The 14,350-nt window shown below is 68.5% G+C and carries 13 protein-coding genes; 8 read left to right on the top strand and 5 right to left on the bottom strand.

The window, feature by feature from the left end; genetic code table 11:
- The first annotated feature begins 17 nt into the window (after nt 1-17).
- The 8 genes from E0H92_RS43035 to E0H92_RS43000 all read left to right on the top strand — a co-directional run bounded on the left by E0H92_RS43035 (nt 18) and on the right by E0H92_RS43000 (nt 7,870).
- Nucleotides 18-1,220: a Rieske 2Fe-2S domain-containing protein gene (locus E0H92_RS43035; RefSeq protein WP_202874125.1), complete on the top strand. Its 1,203-nt coding sequence runs from the start codon at nt 18-20 to the stop codon at nt 1,218-1,220.
- Nucleotides 1,213-2,148 carry a DODA-type extradiol aromatic ring-opening family dioxygenase gene (locus tag E0H92_RS43030; RefSeq protein ID WP_131500375.1) on the top strand — a complete coding sequence of 312 codons (936 nt, stop codon included), beginning with the start codon at nt 1,213-1,215 and terminating at the stop codon, nt 2,146-2,148. The genes E0H92_RS43035 and E0H92_RS43030 overlap by 8 nt, the downstream gene beginning before the upstream one ends.
- The gene (locus tag E0H92_RS43025) at nt 2,145-3,035 is read left to right on the top strand and encodes an alpha/beta fold hydrolase (RefSeq protein ID WP_131500374.1); all 891 of its coding nucleotides are present in this window, start codon (nt 2,145-2,147) and stop codon (nt 3,033-3,035) included. Before E0H92_RS43030 ends, E0H92_RS43025 begins: the two co-directional genes overlap by 4 nt.
- A 121-nt stretch (nt 3,036-3,156) precedes the next feature.
- A complete protein-coding gene (locus E0H92_RS43020) occupies nt 3,157-4,032 on the top strand; it encodes an alpha/beta fold hydrolase (RefSeq protein ID WP_131500373.1) in 876 nt (291 codons plus the stop codon).
- Nucleotides 4,032-5,000 carry a quinone oxidoreductase family protein gene (locus tag E0H92_RS43015; RefSeq protein WP_131500372.1) on the top strand — a complete coding sequence of 323 codons (969 nt, stop codon included), beginning with the start codon at nt 4,032-4,034 and terminating at the stop codon, nt 4,998-5,000. The genes E0H92_RS43020 and E0H92_RS43015 overlap by 1 nt, the downstream gene beginning before the upstream one ends.
- 2 nt (nt 5,001-5,002) lie before the next feature.
- Nucleotides 5,003-6,289, top strand: a complete 1,287-nt coding sequence (locus tag E0H92_RS43010) for a zinc-binding metallopeptidase family protein (RefSeq protein WP_131500371.1) — start codon at nt 5,003-5,005, stop codon at nt 6,287-6,289.
- Nucleotide 6,290: 1 nt separating this feature from the next.
- Complete coding sequence (locus tag E0H92_RS43005; protein WP_131500370.1) at nt 6,291-7,070, top strand: IclR family transcriptional regulator; 780 nt, start codon at nt 6,291-6,293, stop codon at nt 7,068-7,070.
- A 20-nt stretch (nt 7,071-7,090) separates the two neighbouring features.
- Nucleotides 7,091-7,870 carry an IclR family transcriptional regulator gene (locus E0H92_RS43000; RefSeq protein WP_131500369.1) on the top strand — a complete coding sequence of 260 codons (780 nt, stop codon included), beginning with the start codon at nt 7,091-7,093 and terminating at the stop codon, nt 7,868-7,870.
- Here the strand turns inward: E0H92_RS43000 and E0H92_RS42995 are convergent.
- From E0H92_RS42995 to E0H92_RS42975, 5 genes are read right to left on the bottom strand one after another with little or no spacing between them, the layout of a single operon-like run.
- Nucleotides 7,867-8,634: an enoyl-CoA hydratase/isomerase family protein gene (locus E0H92_RS42995; RefSeq protein WP_131500368.1), complete on the bottom strand. Its 768-nt coding sequence runs from the start codon at nt 8,632-8,634 to the stop codon at nt 7,867-7,869. The two genes, E0H92_RS43000 and E0H92_RS42995, sit on opposite strands and share 4 nt — an antisense overlap.
- Nucleotides 8,631-10,808 carry a CaiB/BaiF CoA-transferase family protein gene (locus tag E0H92_RS42990; RefSeq protein WP_131500367.1) on the bottom strand — a complete coding sequence of 726 codons (2,178 nt, stop codon included), beginning with the start codon at nt 10,806-10,808 and terminating at the stop codon, nt 8,631-8,633. The genes E0H92_RS42995 and E0H92_RS42990 overlap by 4 nt, the downstream gene beginning before the upstream one ends.
- Nucleotides 10,805-12,208: an AMP-binding protein gene (locus E0H92_RS42985; protein ID WP_131500366.1), complete on the bottom strand. Its 1,404-nt coding sequence runs from the start codon at nt 12,206-12,208 to the stop codon at nt 10,805-10,807. Before E0H92_RS42985 ends, E0H92_RS42990 begins: the two co-directional genes overlap by 4 nt.
- Before the next feature lie 7 nt (nt 12,209-12,215).
- Nucleotides 12,216-13,370 carry a Gfo/Idh/MocA family protein gene (locus E0H92_RS42980; protein WP_202874124.1) on the bottom strand — a complete coding sequence of 385 codons (1,155 nt, stop codon included), beginning with the start codon at nt 13,368-13,370 and terminating at the stop codon, nt 12,216-12,218.
- 34 nt (nt 13,371-13,404) lie between these two features.
- The gene (locus tag E0H92_RS42975; protein ID WP_131500365.1) at nt 13,405-14,331 is read right to left on the bottom strand and encodes a sugar phosphate isomerase/epimerase family protein; all 927 of its coding nucleotides are present in this window, start codon (nt 14,329-14,331) and stop codon (nt 13,405-13,407) included.
- Nucleotides 14,332-14,350 lie beyond the last annotated feature (19 nt).

Genomic DNA, 14,350 nt, shown 5'->3' with positions numbered 1-14,350 from the left:
CGACCAGTGGAGCTGACGTGACCGACACCGTTCAGAAGAGGCAGGTGCGCAAGCATCGGGCCGGTCGGCTGCCCGGCCGTCAGGACTGGTCCAGCTGGCCGCACTATCAGGCCGCCAAGGCCGGATTCCGCGGCTACTGGTACCCCGTGTGCTTCTCCTCCCAGGTGGGCGAGAAGCCGCGCCAGGTGACTCTGCTCGGTGAGCGGCTGTTCGTCATCCGCGACAACGGCAAGGTGTTCGGCATGAAGGACCGCTGCCCGCACCGTGGTGTCCCGTTGAGTTACGGCAACAAACAGTTCCCGGGCACGGTGTCCTGCGTCTACCACGGCTGGACGTTCGACCTGGAGACCGGCGACCTCAAGGCCGCGATCACCGACGGCCCGCAGTCGCCGATCTGCGGGAAGGTGACGCAGCCGACGTACGACGTGGAAGAACGCCTCGGCATGGTCTGGGTGTACGTCGGCGACGGTGAGAAGCCGCATCCGATCGACGAGCAACTGCCGGAGGAGCTGGTCTCCAACGCGGCCGTGCTGGGCGCCCGGATCCAGCCGCGGGAAGGCAACTGGCGGTTCGCCTGCGAGAACGGGTACGACGAGGGCCACGCGAAGTACCTGCACCGGACGGCGTTGTGGCGGTTGTTCAAACCGATGCCGGTCTGGAACACGACGCGGATCGTGAAACGCGGCCGCTGGATCTACCGGGTGCAGCAGGAGCAGTTCTGGGATGCCGACTTCCCGGGTCTGGGGCACTGGAGCGGCAAGGCCTGGTACAAGCTGAGGCCGCCCAAGGAGACCAAGAACATCGGCAACACCTCGACGCATCGCGAGACCAATCCGGTGATCGCGGCGCAGGAGTTCCCCGGCTTCGCGTCGGTGAGCATGCCCGGGGTTCTGCGGATCGCGTACCCGACGTTCATCCACTACGAGTTCTACACACCCGTTGACGAGGACAACCATCTGTACGTCGGTGTGATGGCGGACTTCAAGAAGGGCCTGAAGACGCTGCCCTTCTACGCCAAGTACCTCGGCGCGGTGCGCTGGCTGTTCCACGGCCAGTTCTCCGGCCAGGACAAGTGGATGGTCGAGGTGACCGACGCACCGCCGGAGAAGCTGTACCGCCCGGACGACTCGCTGCTGCAATGGCGCAAGCTCGCCGAGGACGTCACCGAGGACCGCGTCGACCGGTTGCGCGCCGAGGGGATCGAGCTCGCCGATGACTGAGATCGTGCTCGGCGTCGGGGCATCCCACTCGACCCTGATGAACACCCATTGGGACCAGGTCGTGCACGCGGATCGGGCGAAGGCCTTCCGGGACGCGTTGTCCGAGGCCAGGCAGGCGATCTCCGACGCCCGTCCCGACGTGGTGGTGATCGTCGGATCGAACCACTTCCGGGGCTTCTGGCTGGACCTGATCCCGTCCTTCACCCTCGGCGTCGGTGAGGTGATCGCGTCGGGCGAGTCCGGTACGCCGAAAGGCCCGCAGAAGACCGACCCGGTCTTCGCGCAGACGCTGGCCACGCACCTGGTCGAGGGCGGTACCGAGGTCGCGATCTCCGCGCGGATGCAGATCGATCACGGGCAGTCGCACGCGATCCAGTACCTGCTGGACGGTATCGACGTACCGGTCGTCCCGCTGGTCGTGAATGTGTTCGCGCAGCCGCTGCCGACGCTGGCTCGTTGTGTCGAGCTCGGCGAGCGGTTGGCGACCGTGCCGGGGGACCAGCGGGTCGTGGTGATCGCGTCGGGCGGGCTGTCGCATCAGCTGCCGTGGCCGAGTGACTGGACCGATCCCGACGGCGAGGACGAAGCGTTCCTGGTCGAGGCCTGGCTCAACGGGCGGGGTGAGTGGGAGCGGTACGACCAGCGCCGCCGGGAGATCATCGTGGCCGCCCGGCCGACGATCTTTCCCGAGTTCGACGAGGCCTTCCTCTCCGATCTCGAGCGGGGCGAGCTGCGGCGCTACGCCGCGATGACCTCGGCTGAGCTGGAAGCGGTCGCCGGGAACGGCGGCCAGGAACTCCGCACCTGGTTGGTGATGGCCGCCGCCCTCGGCTTCGCGGCCGGTCGGCGCCTCGCCTACGCACCGATGCCCGAGTGGCTCACCGGCATGGGTGCGGCCGTCATCGATCCTTCGGAGGTCCGCCGATGACCGCCGCGCCGACCCGACGATCCGCACCGCCGGCAGGCCCCGCACCGGAGAGCCGGTTCGTTCAGGCGGACGGTGTCACCTACCACTTCCATGATCTCGGCCAGGGGCCGGACACGATCTTCCTGCACGGTGGCGGCCCAGGCTGCACCGGCTGGAGCGACTTCGGCCCGGTTGCGCCGTACTTCGCGGCCGATCGGCACTGTGTGATCGTCGACATCCTGCAGTACGGCAAGTCCGACAAGTGCCGGATCACCGGGCCGATGTGGGACTTCCACGCCGCCAAGACCGTCGCCCTCATGGACGAGCTGGGCATCGAGCAGGCCGACTTCATCTGCAACTCGTGGGGCGGAACCATCGCTCTCTGCCTGGCGGCACGCTACCCGGAGCGTGTCCGTTCCCTCGTCATCACGGGCAGTATGCCGGTCTTCTACGGACCGCTTGCTCCGCTGCCGGAGCGAGGCCACCGCGGCCGTGCTGCCCGTGACATCTACTACGGCGGCGAAGGCCCGACACGGGACAAGATGCGCGCCCTGATCACCAGGCTCGAGTGGTACGACGCGGACCGCCTGCCCGAGGAGACTGTCGACCTGCGCTACCAGCAGAGTCTGGATCCGGGCGAGCAGGAACTGGCCGCGATGTCGGACTCACCACGTGGCGACTGGCAGGACCTCACCGACGAGTTGCCGCTGATCGCGGCGCCCGCGCTGTTCGTGTGGGGACGCGAGGACGCATTCCTGACGCCCGACTACCCGTTGATGCTGTCGCGGATGGTGCCGCGCGGAAACCTGCACGTGATGGATCACGTGTCCCACCACCTGCAGGAGGAACGACCGGCCGCCTACCACGCCGTCGTCGACGGCTTCCTGCGTTCTGTAGGAGAACCATGAGGAAGATTCTCGCCGTTCTCGCGGTGCCGGCGCTCGTCGTCGTCCTGCGCAAACTGCTTGCCCGCAGCAACACCCAGATCCACCGGATCAACCAGCACAGCTGACCACTGGAGGAACCGATATGACGCTTGCCAAGACCATCTGGACCGAGCTGGCCGGACCGGCCGGCACCGGGTTCCGGCTCACGACCGTCGACGCCGGCGGTGTGCCGACCCGGTCGCTGCAGGCCGGAGCCGGTGAGCCGGTGATCTTCCTGCACGGCACCAGCGGGCACCTCGAGGCGTTCACCCGCAATCTCGGCCCGCACGCCGAGCGGTACGCGTGCCACGCCATCGACATGCTCGGCCACGGCTACACCGGCAAGCCGGACCATCCGTACGAGATCCCGCGCTACCGCGACCACCTGCTGGCCTACATGGATGCCGTCGGCATCGAATCGGCGCACATCGTCGGCGAGTCCCTCGGCGGCTGGGTCGGCGCCCGTACGGCGATCGACGTACCGAACCGGATCACCTCACTGCAGCTGCTGTGCGCGGGCGGAACGGTGGCGAACCCGCAGGTGATGGAGCGGATCCGGACGAGCACACGAGAGGCCGTATCCCGCGACGACGTCGAGCTGACCCGGGCGCGGCTGCGGCTGCTGATGGCCGACCCGGCCGACGCGACCGAGGAGCTCGTCGCGGTTCGGCACGCGATCTACCACCAGCCCGACTTCGTCGAGAACATCGACAACCTGCTCTGCCTGCAGAACATGGAGGTCCGGCTGCGCAACGTCCTGCGTCCTGAGCAGCTGGCCCAGATCACCGTTCCGACGCTGGTGGTGTGGGGGCGGAACAACCCGTTCGGCGAGGTCCCCGAGGCGAACCACATGCACGAGGCGATCCCCGGGTCGGAGCTGGTGATCTTCGACGAGTGCGGTCACTGGCCACAGCACGAGCAGGCCGCGCGGTACAACGAACTGAGCCTCGAATTCCTCGCGAAACACCCGGTGCGCTGATGCGCGCGGTCCGGGTCCACGAGTGGGGCGCCGATCCGGTGGTCGAGGATGTCGCGCCCCCGACGCCGAAGGACGGCGAGACGCTGGTCCGGGTCGAGGCAGCCGCAGTGGCTCATCTCGACCTCACCGTTGCGAGTGGAGACTTCGATCTCAAGCCCGCGCTGCCCTACATCGGCGGCGTCGAGGGGTGCGGGACGGTCGTCTCCTCCGACGTGTACGAACCAGGCACCCGGGTCGTCCTCCGAGGTGGCGGGCTGGGTCTGCTGCGCGACGGCACGTGGGCCGAATTCGTGGCCACACGCAAGGCGGCGACACCGCTGCCGGCCGACCTGCCACCCGAGGTCGGCGCAACGTACTTTGTCCCGACCACGACCGCCTACACCGCCCTGTACGACGTCGCCCGGATCGGAGCCTGGCCCGGCCTCGGGAACGTCGAACACGAGGTTGTGGTGGTGGCTGGTGCCGCGGGGGCCGTCGGTTCGATGGTCGCGCAGCTCGCGGTGCGGGCAGGCTGCACGGTGCTAGGTGTCGTCGACCCAGCGCAGGCCGACCCGCTGCCCGCCGGCGTCGAGCCCGTCCACCTTGGTGACGAGGAGCGGGCGGCGGAGCTGCTGAAGGAACGGCCGGCCACGTTGCTCGTCGACACGCTCGGCGGGCAGGCGATCGCCCAGCGTTCGCGCTGGGTACGGCCGGGCGGGCGCGCTGTGGTTGTCGGGTACGTCGCCGGCAAGGAGCTGGCTCTCGATGTGCCGAGCTGGTTGCTCGACGACGTGGCGCTGCTGCCGGTGAACATGATCCGGCGCGAGACCGCGGCCCGCGATTGCGCGCCCCTGCTCGCCGAGCTCCTCGCGAAGGGCGAGCTGACGTTACAGGTCGAGTCGTTCGCGATGGACGACGCGCCGAAAGCGCTGAAACTGCTGGCGACCGGCGGCCTGAGCGGCCGCGCCGTCATCCTGCCGAGGACGTGACGATGACCTCCGAACAGGCGGTGGCGCGGGTGATGGAGCACGTCACCCGTGACCGCCTGGCGGAGGCGATCTGCGGGATGGTCGACATCCCGAGCCCGACCGGCGCGGAAGGCAGGATCGCCGCCTGGATCGTCGATCGGCTGACGAATCATGGGGTTGCCGCTCAGTTGCAGCCGCTCGACGACCTGCAGGCGAACGCGGTCGGCACGGTGCCCGGCGGTGCCGGCCCGTCCACGCTGCTGTATGCCCCGCTCGACACCTTCACCACCGGCGATCCGGCGTACGACGTACCGTCGGCAGCACTCGCGATGCGGCCGGACATGCTGCCGCGGGCGGTCGTGTCCGGTGACCTCGTACAGGGGTTGGGAGCCGGCAATCCCAAGGGCCACGCGGCCTGCGTTCTGGCCACGCTGGAGGCGCTCGCGCGCTCGGGGGTCGAGCTGCCCGGCGACGTCGTCGGCGGGTTCGGTGCTGGTGGTATGCCGAGCTTCGCCCTCGACGGTGCCGGGGTGCCTGGACGGCAGAACACCGGCCATGGAGTCGGTGCCGCGTTCCTGCTCGAACGTGGGTTCAGCACCGACCACGCGGTGATCGCGAAGCCGGGCTGGAACGTCTCGCACGAGGAGGTAGGGCTGGTCTGGCTCGACGTCCTGGTGCCCGGCATCCACACGTACGCCGGGAGCCGGCACCGGCTGCCGTACCGCAACGCGGTCGCGCTCGCGGGTGAGGTGGCCGGACATCTCGAGTCATGGCTGGACGAGTACGCCGATCGTCACGAGCACGCGACGATGCGGCCGCAAGGGATCGTGTCCTCGATCAGCGGTGGATCGGACCGCCTTGCCGCAGCGACTGCCGCGTTGGTCCGGCTTCGGCTCGATCTGCGCATCACCACGGCACAGACGCCGGCCGGCGTCACGCGGGAGGTTCGAGCAGAGGTCGAACGCGTCGGTGAGAAGCTAGGGGCCGACCTACGGGTCACGCAGGTTGCCGCCGTACCCGCATCGCACACGTCGCCCGGTGCAGCGATCGTGCGGGCGGCGGTGGGCGCCTGGGAGGCCGTCGCGGGGGAGCGGCATGTCCCGATCATGGCGAACAGCGGCGCGACCGACGCCAACATCCTGCGCATGCGCGGAGTGCCGACCGCGCGGGTCGGGATGCCGAAGGTGCCACTCACCCCGGCAGGGGAGCCGCCCGACTTCACCGCGGGGATGAACCTCGCCGACCTGCGCGAGATGCGTCGCCTGGTCGAGGTCCTCGTCCGGACCGTGCTGTTCGTCGAAGGGAACTGACATGGACGTTCCGCGCGCACGCCCGTACGGCGATGGTCTCGGGGCCGGGGCGAACAGCGTGCTGGGCAAGGCCCGGTTGATACTCGAGGCGTTCGAGATCGACGAGCTGGACCTGTCGCTGTCCGAGTTGTCCCGCCGTACCGGGATCTCCAAGGCGTCGGTGCACCGGTTGTCCCAGGAGTTGCTGGAGTGGGGGATGCTCGAGCGGTCCGGGGCGGAGTATCGGCTCGGGATGCGTGCGTTCGAGTTGGGCTCCAGGGTGCCGCGTTTCCGGGTGCTGCGCGACGAGGTACGCCGATTCATGGAGAACCTGCACCACGTCGTCAAGGAGACCGTCCACCTGGCGGTGCTCGACGGGCTGGAGGTGCTGTACCTCGAGAAGATCGCCGGGGGTCCCCAGGCGGCGCGGCCGTCGCGGATCGCCGGCCGGATGCCGCTGCACTGCACGGCGACCGGCAAGGTCCTGCTCGCGTACTCACCACCGGCCTTGCTGGAGGACGTTCTCACACGGCCGCTCGAACGGCTGACTCCGTCGACTCTGATCATGCCTGGCGCGGTGCGGGAGCAGGTGCGCAAGATCCGCTCGGCCGGTCACGCAGTGGAGTTGGAGGAGACGGTGATCGGCTACTGCTCGGTCGCCGTACCGCTGTTCGGGAGCAGCGGTCTGCTGCTCGGCGCGCTGTCGATCACCGCGCCGACGTTCCGGGCGGACTGCGCGCGGTACGCGGAGGCCCTGACTGCCGTGAGCCGGAAGGTCGCGCTGACCCACCAGATCAACTGAGATACGCCTACTCTTCAGCTGTGGAAGAGGTGAGCCCGCGCCGGTACGGCGAAGGCCTCGGAGAGGGGGCCAACAGTGTGCTGGGCAAGACCCGGCTGATCCTGGAGGCCTTCGAGCTCGACGACATCGACCTTTCGTTGTCGGAGCTGTCGCGCCGTACCGGGATCTCCAAGGCGTCGGTGCACCGGCTGGCGCAGGAGCTGCTCGAATGGGGGATGCTGGAGCGGTCTGGTGCGGAATACCGGCTGGGTATGCGGGCCTTCGAACTCGGCTCGCGGGTGCCGCGGTTCCGGGTCCTGCGCGACGTCATCCGGCCGTACATGGAGGGTCTGCACCACACCGTCAAGGAGACCGTGCACCTGGTGGTTCGAGACGGGCTCGAGATCCTTTACCTGGAGAAGATCGCGGGCAACGCGCAGGCGACGAAGCCGTCGCGGATCGCCGGCCGGATGCCGCTGCACTGCACGGCGACCGGCAAGGCGCTGCTGGCCTTCTCCGCACCGAGCCTGCTGGAGGAGGTTCTGGCGCGGCCGCTGGAACGGCTGACGCCGTCGACCGTGATCGCGCCCGGGATGCTCCGGGAACAGATGCGGAAGATCCAGACCGCCGGGTACGCCGTTGAGCTGGAGGAGACCGCGATCGGCTACTGCTCGGTGGCGGTGCCGATCTTCGGCAGCAGCGGATTGCCGCTCGGGGCACTGTCCATCACGGCGCCGACGTTCCGGGCCGACACCGCGAAGTACGCCGCCGCGCTGGCCGAGGTGATGGCGAAGGTCGCCGCCACAGGTCAGATCAACTAGCGGCCGGTGAATTTCGGGGACCGCTTGTCCAGGAAGGCCTGCAGCCCTTCGGCTGCGTCGTCGAGCTCGAGGTTGCGCAGCACGAACTTCTCCTCAACAACCATGGCTTCGTCCATCGGTAGCCCCCAGCCGCGGTCGATGACCTGCTTGACCAACCCGATGGTTGCAGTCGGCAACTCGGACATGCGGGCGGCCTCGCGGTCGACCACTTCGTCGAAGTCGTCACCTGCCACCAGGTCGACCACGCCCTCGGCCAGTGCCTGCTCGGCCGTCAGCCGGGTGCCATCGATGATCAGCCGCTTGGCCCGGTGCGGGCCGATCAGCCGTGGCAGTCGTTGTGAGCCGCCGGCGCCGGGGAAAATACCCAGCCGCGTCTCGGGGAACCCGAAGGTGGCGCGGGCATGCAGGATACGGAGGTCACAGGCCAGTGCGAGTTCTGCGCCGCCGCCGAGCGCGTGACCGTTGAGCGCGGCGATCACCGGCTTCGGCGCCAGTTCCAGCGCACGCTGCACCTCGACCCACCGCCGCATCGCCCGGTAGGTCTCCGGTTCCAGCCTCCGCATCACGGTGATGTCGGCGCCTCCGACGAAGACCTTGCCCTTGCCCCGGACAACGATGCATCGCACACCGGGATCCTCGGTCAGGTCCGGCAGGCTGGCGATCAGGCGTTCGACCAGGCCCGGATCCACCGTGTTCACCGGCCCGTTGTCGATGGTCAGCGTCGCGATCGGCCCGTCGTACCGGATCCGGAAGCCGTCGGTCATTCGAGGACTCCTTCGTCGTGCAGATCTGCGAGCTGCTCAGGGGTGAAATGAAGCAGCTCGGTGAGCAGTTCGTCGGTGTGCTGACCCAGTAAGGGCGCAGGGTGCCGGAGACCGCCCGGGGTGCTGTGGAGGTGGGCAGTCATGCCCTCGTGCAGCACCGGGCCGGCGATCGGGTGGTCGAGGAGTTGGTAGAAGTTGCCGGCGGCCAGTTGGGGATCGTGCTCGACCAGGTCACGACCGTCGCGGACGGGGTAGGCCGGGATGTTCAGGGCCTGGAGCCGGGCCGCGAGTGTGTCGGCGTCTTGCTGCGCGACGTAGTCGGCGAGATCCGACACGGTGGTGCCGATCGTTGCGGCGAGTGCGTCGTCGGGCACAGCGCCGATCGCAATCCAGCGGTCGTCGCCTGCGGTCCGGAGGATGCGCGAACCGTCCCGTAGCTGGTGGGGTTCGAGGACAGCCGGGCCGAGGTGGGCAGCCATGGCTTCGAGTTGAGACAGGTCGACGTGGCCTCCGACACCTTGGTGCAGGAGATCCAAGGTGGCGAGGGCGGCGGCGTTCGCGGCGACCATGTCGCCGAGGCCGAACGTCAGGCCTTGTGGCGGCCGGCCGGTCTCGTAGGTCAGTCCGGACATCGCGGCCAGAGTGTCCGCGAAGGTGACTGCCTTTCGCCACGGGCCGGTCTGCCCGACGCCTGCCATCGACACGAGTACCACGTTCGGGTTGATCTCGCGCAGGTGCTGGTAGCCGAGACCCCAGCGATCCAGAACGCCTGGGCTGAAGTTCTCGATCACGACGTCGACCGTGGAAGCCAGTCGCCGCAGCAACTCCTGACCTCTCGGCGTGCGCAGGTTCAGGGCGAGACTCCGCTTGTTCCGGTTGAAGTTCAGGAAGTAGCCGCTGTCGTCGTACGTCGCATCCGGCCGCAACCGCATCGACGGAGCGAACCGCGTGGGGTCCTGCCGGTGCATCGACTCGACCTTGATGATGTCCGCGCCGTGCTCGGCGAGCAGCTTGGTCGCATACGGTCCGGCCAGCACCCAGGTCAGATCGAGAACCCGGACACCGTCGAGGGCTGCGCCTCGCGTCGTGCGGCGGCTCGGCGGCGCGGTGGGCTCGCGGTCCAGCCAGCGCACAGTCGCATCGACGTCCTGTGGTTCGCGTAACCGTGCCGGCCGACGTCCGAAGGGGAAGCCGACGTCCTGGACCGGCCCGGACGCGGTGTCGATGTCGAGGAAGAACTGGCGATCGAGGAGCTGCGGATTCGCCAGTACATCGGGCGGTGCGGCGACCGTTGCCCAAGGCAATCCGCGGTCGCGGGCGCCGGCGGCGATCTCCTCGGCGGTATGCCGGGCCACGAACGCGCCGACCACTTCGTCGACGTACGGCCGGTGCTCCCAGCGGTAGGCCGCGTCCTGCCAGCGTTCCTCGGTCAGGTCCGCGGCCGCGCCGTCGTCTGCCATCCAGGCGAGCAGGTCGTCCCACATCCGGTTCGGGCCGGAGTAGCCACCGGCCAGGTAGCCGTCCTTGGCTGCGAAGACGCGATGCGCGACGTGGCCGTACACCCCGGACGTCCGGCCCGGGATCGTGCCTGCGTGGATCCAGGCGATCGCGCCGGTCTCCAACGTCGCGGCCACCACTTCCTGGACGGAGATCTCGGCGAGCTGGCCGACGCCGGTGTGCTGCTTCGCGATCAGTGCGAGCATGGCCGCGATCGCCGCATGGGTTCCGGCCAGCTGTCCGGCCTGCTCTCGTGGTGGCGGCTCAGGCGCCTCGCCCGGCGTACCTCCAAGCCATGCCATCCCGCCTGCTGCGGTGGCCACCAGATCGTCGGCCCGCCACGACTTGCACGGTCCCCAGGTGCCGAACGGCGTGACGACGACGTGGGCGACGTGCTGCCAGGCCGGTCCGCGCCGCTTGAGCGTGCGGAGCTGGTCGAGTGGCCCGGATTCGAGTACGACGTCCGCGCCGGGCAGCAGCCGATTCAGTACTACGTCGAGCACAGCGTCGTCGGGTGATCGCAGTACGCGCTGGCCCGCGTGCCAGTGCAGCCGATCCGCTCGGTCGGTCGTCCGCTCCCGTTCGATCCTGATGACGTCGGCGCCCATTCCGACGAACAGCCGGCCGGTGGACCGGGCGAGGTCGTCGGTCAGGTCGAGAACACGAAGGCGACTCATGGATTCTCCGATTCGGCATCCCAGGTGTCAGGCGTCACGCCGCGGGACCGCAGCGCTGCCCTGGACACCTTGAGATTGGGGTTACGTGGGAGCGAGGACTGGAAACTGACATAGCGCGGGAGAGCGTGCCGGGGCAGCCGCCCGGCACAATGGCGTCGTACCGCGGCGGGATCGAGAACACGGCCGGGCAGTGGTACGACGACCGCGAGCACCTCGTCCTCGACCGCGTCGGGTGAGATGTTGATGCCACGGCGCCGTACGACGTCCGCGCTCCGGCCCTCGAAGTACAGCCAGCCGTCGTCGAGACGGACCCGATCGCCGGTGTGGAACCAGCCGTCGCGCCAAGCGTGTCCGGTGGCCGCCGGGTCGCCGACATACCTGGAGAACGTCAGATCCGGCTGCCGAGGACGGACGAGCAGTTCGTTGTCGACGATCTTCAGTTCGTACTCGGGGACCGGTCGGCCGGCTGCGCCCGGACGGATCTCAGCCGTGGAGGTCGTTGCCACGTCGCCCAATTCTGTGCAGGCATACGCCTGGAGCAAGGTGATGCCGAAGCGGTCGCGCATCGCGTGGAACAGGTGTTCCGGCGCAGGACCGCCGTACGCACGGCGGATCAGGTGATCGCGGTCGCGATCCGACGACGGCTGGCGGAGGAGCAGCGCGCAGACGGCCCCCATGAAGTTGAAGGCGGTCACGCGTTCGGCCCGGACGGTGTCGAGGAACCTGGAGGCCGAGAATCGTGGGCCGATCACCAGACGGGCTCCGGACAGGACGGCCGGCAGGAAAGCTGCGTGCCGGGCGTTGATGTGGTGCCAGGAGAAGAAGCTGTAGAGCACGTCGGATGCGTCGTACCGCATGGCGCGCTGGACACGGCTTGCTTGACCAGGCCCGGCGGCCACCGGGAGCAGCGCGCCTTTCACCCGTCCGGTCGTTCCGGACGTGGTCATGACGGCGGCCGGGTCACCGGGCGCGCTCTTGTGCGGGGAGATCCGATGCCCATCGGCAATCAAGTCGTCCAACAGCACTGGGTCTCCGTGCTCGACCACCAGGTGACCGAGGTTGCTGGTCACCGTTGTTGTGCAGTTCATCGTCTGCTTCAGGGTGCGGACCCAGTCGTCGTCCATGTCCGCGCTGAGAGGTAGCTCGACCGCTCCGAGCGCCGAGAGCGCGGTCGTCACGGCGATCGCCTCCGGACCCGGTGGAAGGCAGGTCGCGATCGCGTCACCCGGACCGGCGTACCGCGACAGACCACCGGCAAAGTCCAGACCGCGCTCCCACAGGTCGGCCGCGGTCCAACCGGGCGCACCGACCAGCCGGACGAGTTCGTCGTCCGGTCTGGTCTCGGCGCGCTGGGCGACGATCTCGTGGAACGAGACCGGCGGCTGTTCTCGTCCGCTCATCCGTGCGTCAGATCGCTCCGCCGATGGAGCCCACGGCCGAGGCGCCGTGTGTCTCGACCATTCCTTCCAGGACGTCGTCGAACCTCACCGGCGCGCCAAGGGCGGCCGAGAGGTAAATGGCCCGCACGAGCGCCAGAGAGAGCAGGGCCTCGGTGACGGTGACCACCGGCGGTCGCTTGTTGGTGATGGCGTCGGCAATGTCGTCGTACTGGCGAAGATGCCCGGTCACGAAGAAGTCTGCGGCTCGAGGGCTCGACCGCAGTTCGCCGGCCTCGACGCGTTGCGGAGCCTGGTTCTCGGGATCCTCGGCGTGGTCGGGTCCGCCGTCGAGCGCATGGAAGAACTCCAGCCGCGAGTCGTCGACGATCGCGGCGCCCCGGGAACCGTGGACCTGGAGCCGGGTCGGCACGCTCGGATAGACCGCCGTCGTGCACAGCAGCGTCGCCAATGCCCCGGACTCGAACCGGATCGTCGCGGTGGCGGTGTCCTCGATCTCGATGCGCTCGTGGCCGAGCTGGGCTGTGTGGGCGGCGATCTCGACGGGTCGGCCGAGCAACCAGCGCAGCAGGTCGACATGGTGTATCCCTTGGTTCATCACGGCGCCGCCGCCGTCCATGCGCCAGGTTCCACGCCAGGCTCCCTGGTCGTAGTACCGCTGACTGCGGTGCGCGGCCATGGTCGTCGTCGCCGAGGTGATCTGCCCGAACGCTCCGGACTCGATGGCGTCCCGGACAACCACATTGGCCGGATTGAACCGGTGCTGGCTGATGACCGAGACGCACCGGCCCCGGTCGGCTGCTTGCTCCGCGGCGTCGACCAGTTGACGTGCCCGCTCGACGCTGACGTCCAGCGGCTTCTCGATCACCAGATGGACGTCGTACTCGAGTGCCGCCAGCGCCTGGTCGAGGTGCAGCCCGCTCGGCGTACAGATGATCACTACCTCGGCCGCGCGGGCCTCCAGGGCCTCAGCGAGACTTTCGTACGCCGTCGGCGCGGTGCCACCCGCACTCACGATCGCCGCGGACGCCGAGTCGAGCATGGCCGGATCGGGATCCGCCAACCCGGTGACGGTGAACGACGGATGCTTGGTCAGGACGACCCCGTGATGCCGGCCGATGATGCCGCAACCGACGACCAGGGCGGTGATTCTGCTGTCTGTCACGATGCTCTCAACCTCTCGTCGGGGATCGCGGGAATCACTGCTTGAGAATGCGGTTCATCCGCGATGACCGTTCGTCGATCCGCAACTCCTCCCAGGGCGTGGCGGCGACGCGCTGCTCAACCGCCTTGAGATACGTGAGGTTGTCGAGGGTTCGCTCCTCGAGCGGCAGTTCCTGGCTGAAGTCCTCGACCGTCACCCAGCCGTCGTACCCGACCAGCCGAAGCGCGGCGAAGTACGCGAAGACGCTGGCCTGGCCGCGGCGAAGCGGCGCCCACCGGTGACCGAAGACGGTCGCGCCTTCGGGATCCAGACCCTCCAGCGGTTCCCACACCGCGTTCTTGACGTGGATGTGGGCGAGATAGTCGCCCAGCATCTGGAAGACGCCGAGGTAGTCCTCCTGGCCTTCGATCACGGTGTTGCCGAGATCGTGAATGACTCCGACATGGTCCGGGTCCAGTCCGTCGAGCAGGCGCAGCGCGGCTGAACCGGAGGCGGTCAGCAGCCGGTGGTGTGTCTCGACCAGTGCTTTCACGCCATGCTCGGCGGCGCGTTCCGCGATCCAGGCGTAGTGCTTCCGCGTCTCGGTCATCAGTGCCGGGTAGGACTCGCCGGTGGTCAGCATCGGCGAGTTGACGCGAACCTGGCGGCCGCCGATCGCTGCCGTGACCGCCAGCAGGCGCTCGATCTTGTCGAGGTTCTCGGGACTGGCATCGGAGTAGCCTGCGATCGCCGAGATCTGCAGACCGGCACCAGCGGTCAGATCCCGGTACCGGTCGATGTTCTCCTCGATGCCGCTCAGCGGCAGGTGCGACAGGTTGCCTTCCCAGAAGCCCGGCACGTCGGCGGGCGGGCTGTCGATCAGGCCCCACTCGATCCCGTCCCAGCCTTGCGCGGCCAGTTTCTGGACCGCCTCCTCGGGCGTCCAGGTCGGAGTAGAGGCAGTGAAGACAGAGAATCTCACGATGAGGAACCCTTCGATG

This window comes from Kribbella speibonae, assembly GCF_004331375.1.
Classification (GTDB): domain Bacteria; phylum Actinomycetota; class Actinomycetes; order Propionibacteriales; family Kribbellaceae; genus Kribbella; species Kribbella sindirgiensis.
Note: the sequence above shows the minus strand (reverse complement) of the source record. Positions and strands in the feature narration are given on the sequence as shown.

Bases quoted from the DNA above. Each gene is read 5' to 3' on its own strand.
- E0H92_RS43030 (WP_131500375.1), top strand. From the start codon at position 1,213: ATGACTGAGATCGTGCTCGGCGTCGGGGCATCCCACTCGACCCTGATG.
- E0H92_RS43025 (WP_131500374.1), top strand. From the start codon at position 2,145: ATGACCGCCGCGCCGACCCGACGATCCGCACCGCCGGCAGGCCCCGCA.
- E0H92_RS43020 (WP_131500373.1), top strand. From the start codon at position 3,157: ATGACGCTTGCCAAGACCATCTGGACCGAGCTGGCCGGACCGGCCGGC.
- E0H92_RS43015 (WP_131500372.1), top strand. From the start codon at position 4,032: ATGCGCGCGGTCCGGGTCCACGAGTGGGGCGCCGATCCGGTGGTCGAG.
- E0H92_RS43010 (WP_131500371.1), top strand. From the start codon at position 5,003: ATGACCTCCGAACAGGCGGTGGCGCGGGTGATGGAGCACGTCACCCGT.
- E0H92_RS43005 (WP_131500370.1), top strand. From the start codon at position 6,291: ATGGACGTTCCGCGCGCACGCCCGTACGGCGATGGTCTCGGGGCCGGG.
- E0H92_RS42995 (WP_131500368.1), bottom strand. From the start codon at position 8,634: ATGACCGACGGCTTCCGGATCCGGTACGACGGGCCGATCGCGACGCTG.
- E0H92_RS42990 (WP_131500367.1), bottom strand. From the start codon at position 10,808: ATGAGTCGCCTTCGTGTTCTCGACCTGACCGACGACCTCGCCCGGTCC.
- E0H92_RS42985 (WP_131500366.1), bottom strand. From the start codon at position 12,208: ATGAGCGGACGAGAACAGCCGCCGGTCTCGTTCCACGAGATCGTCGCC.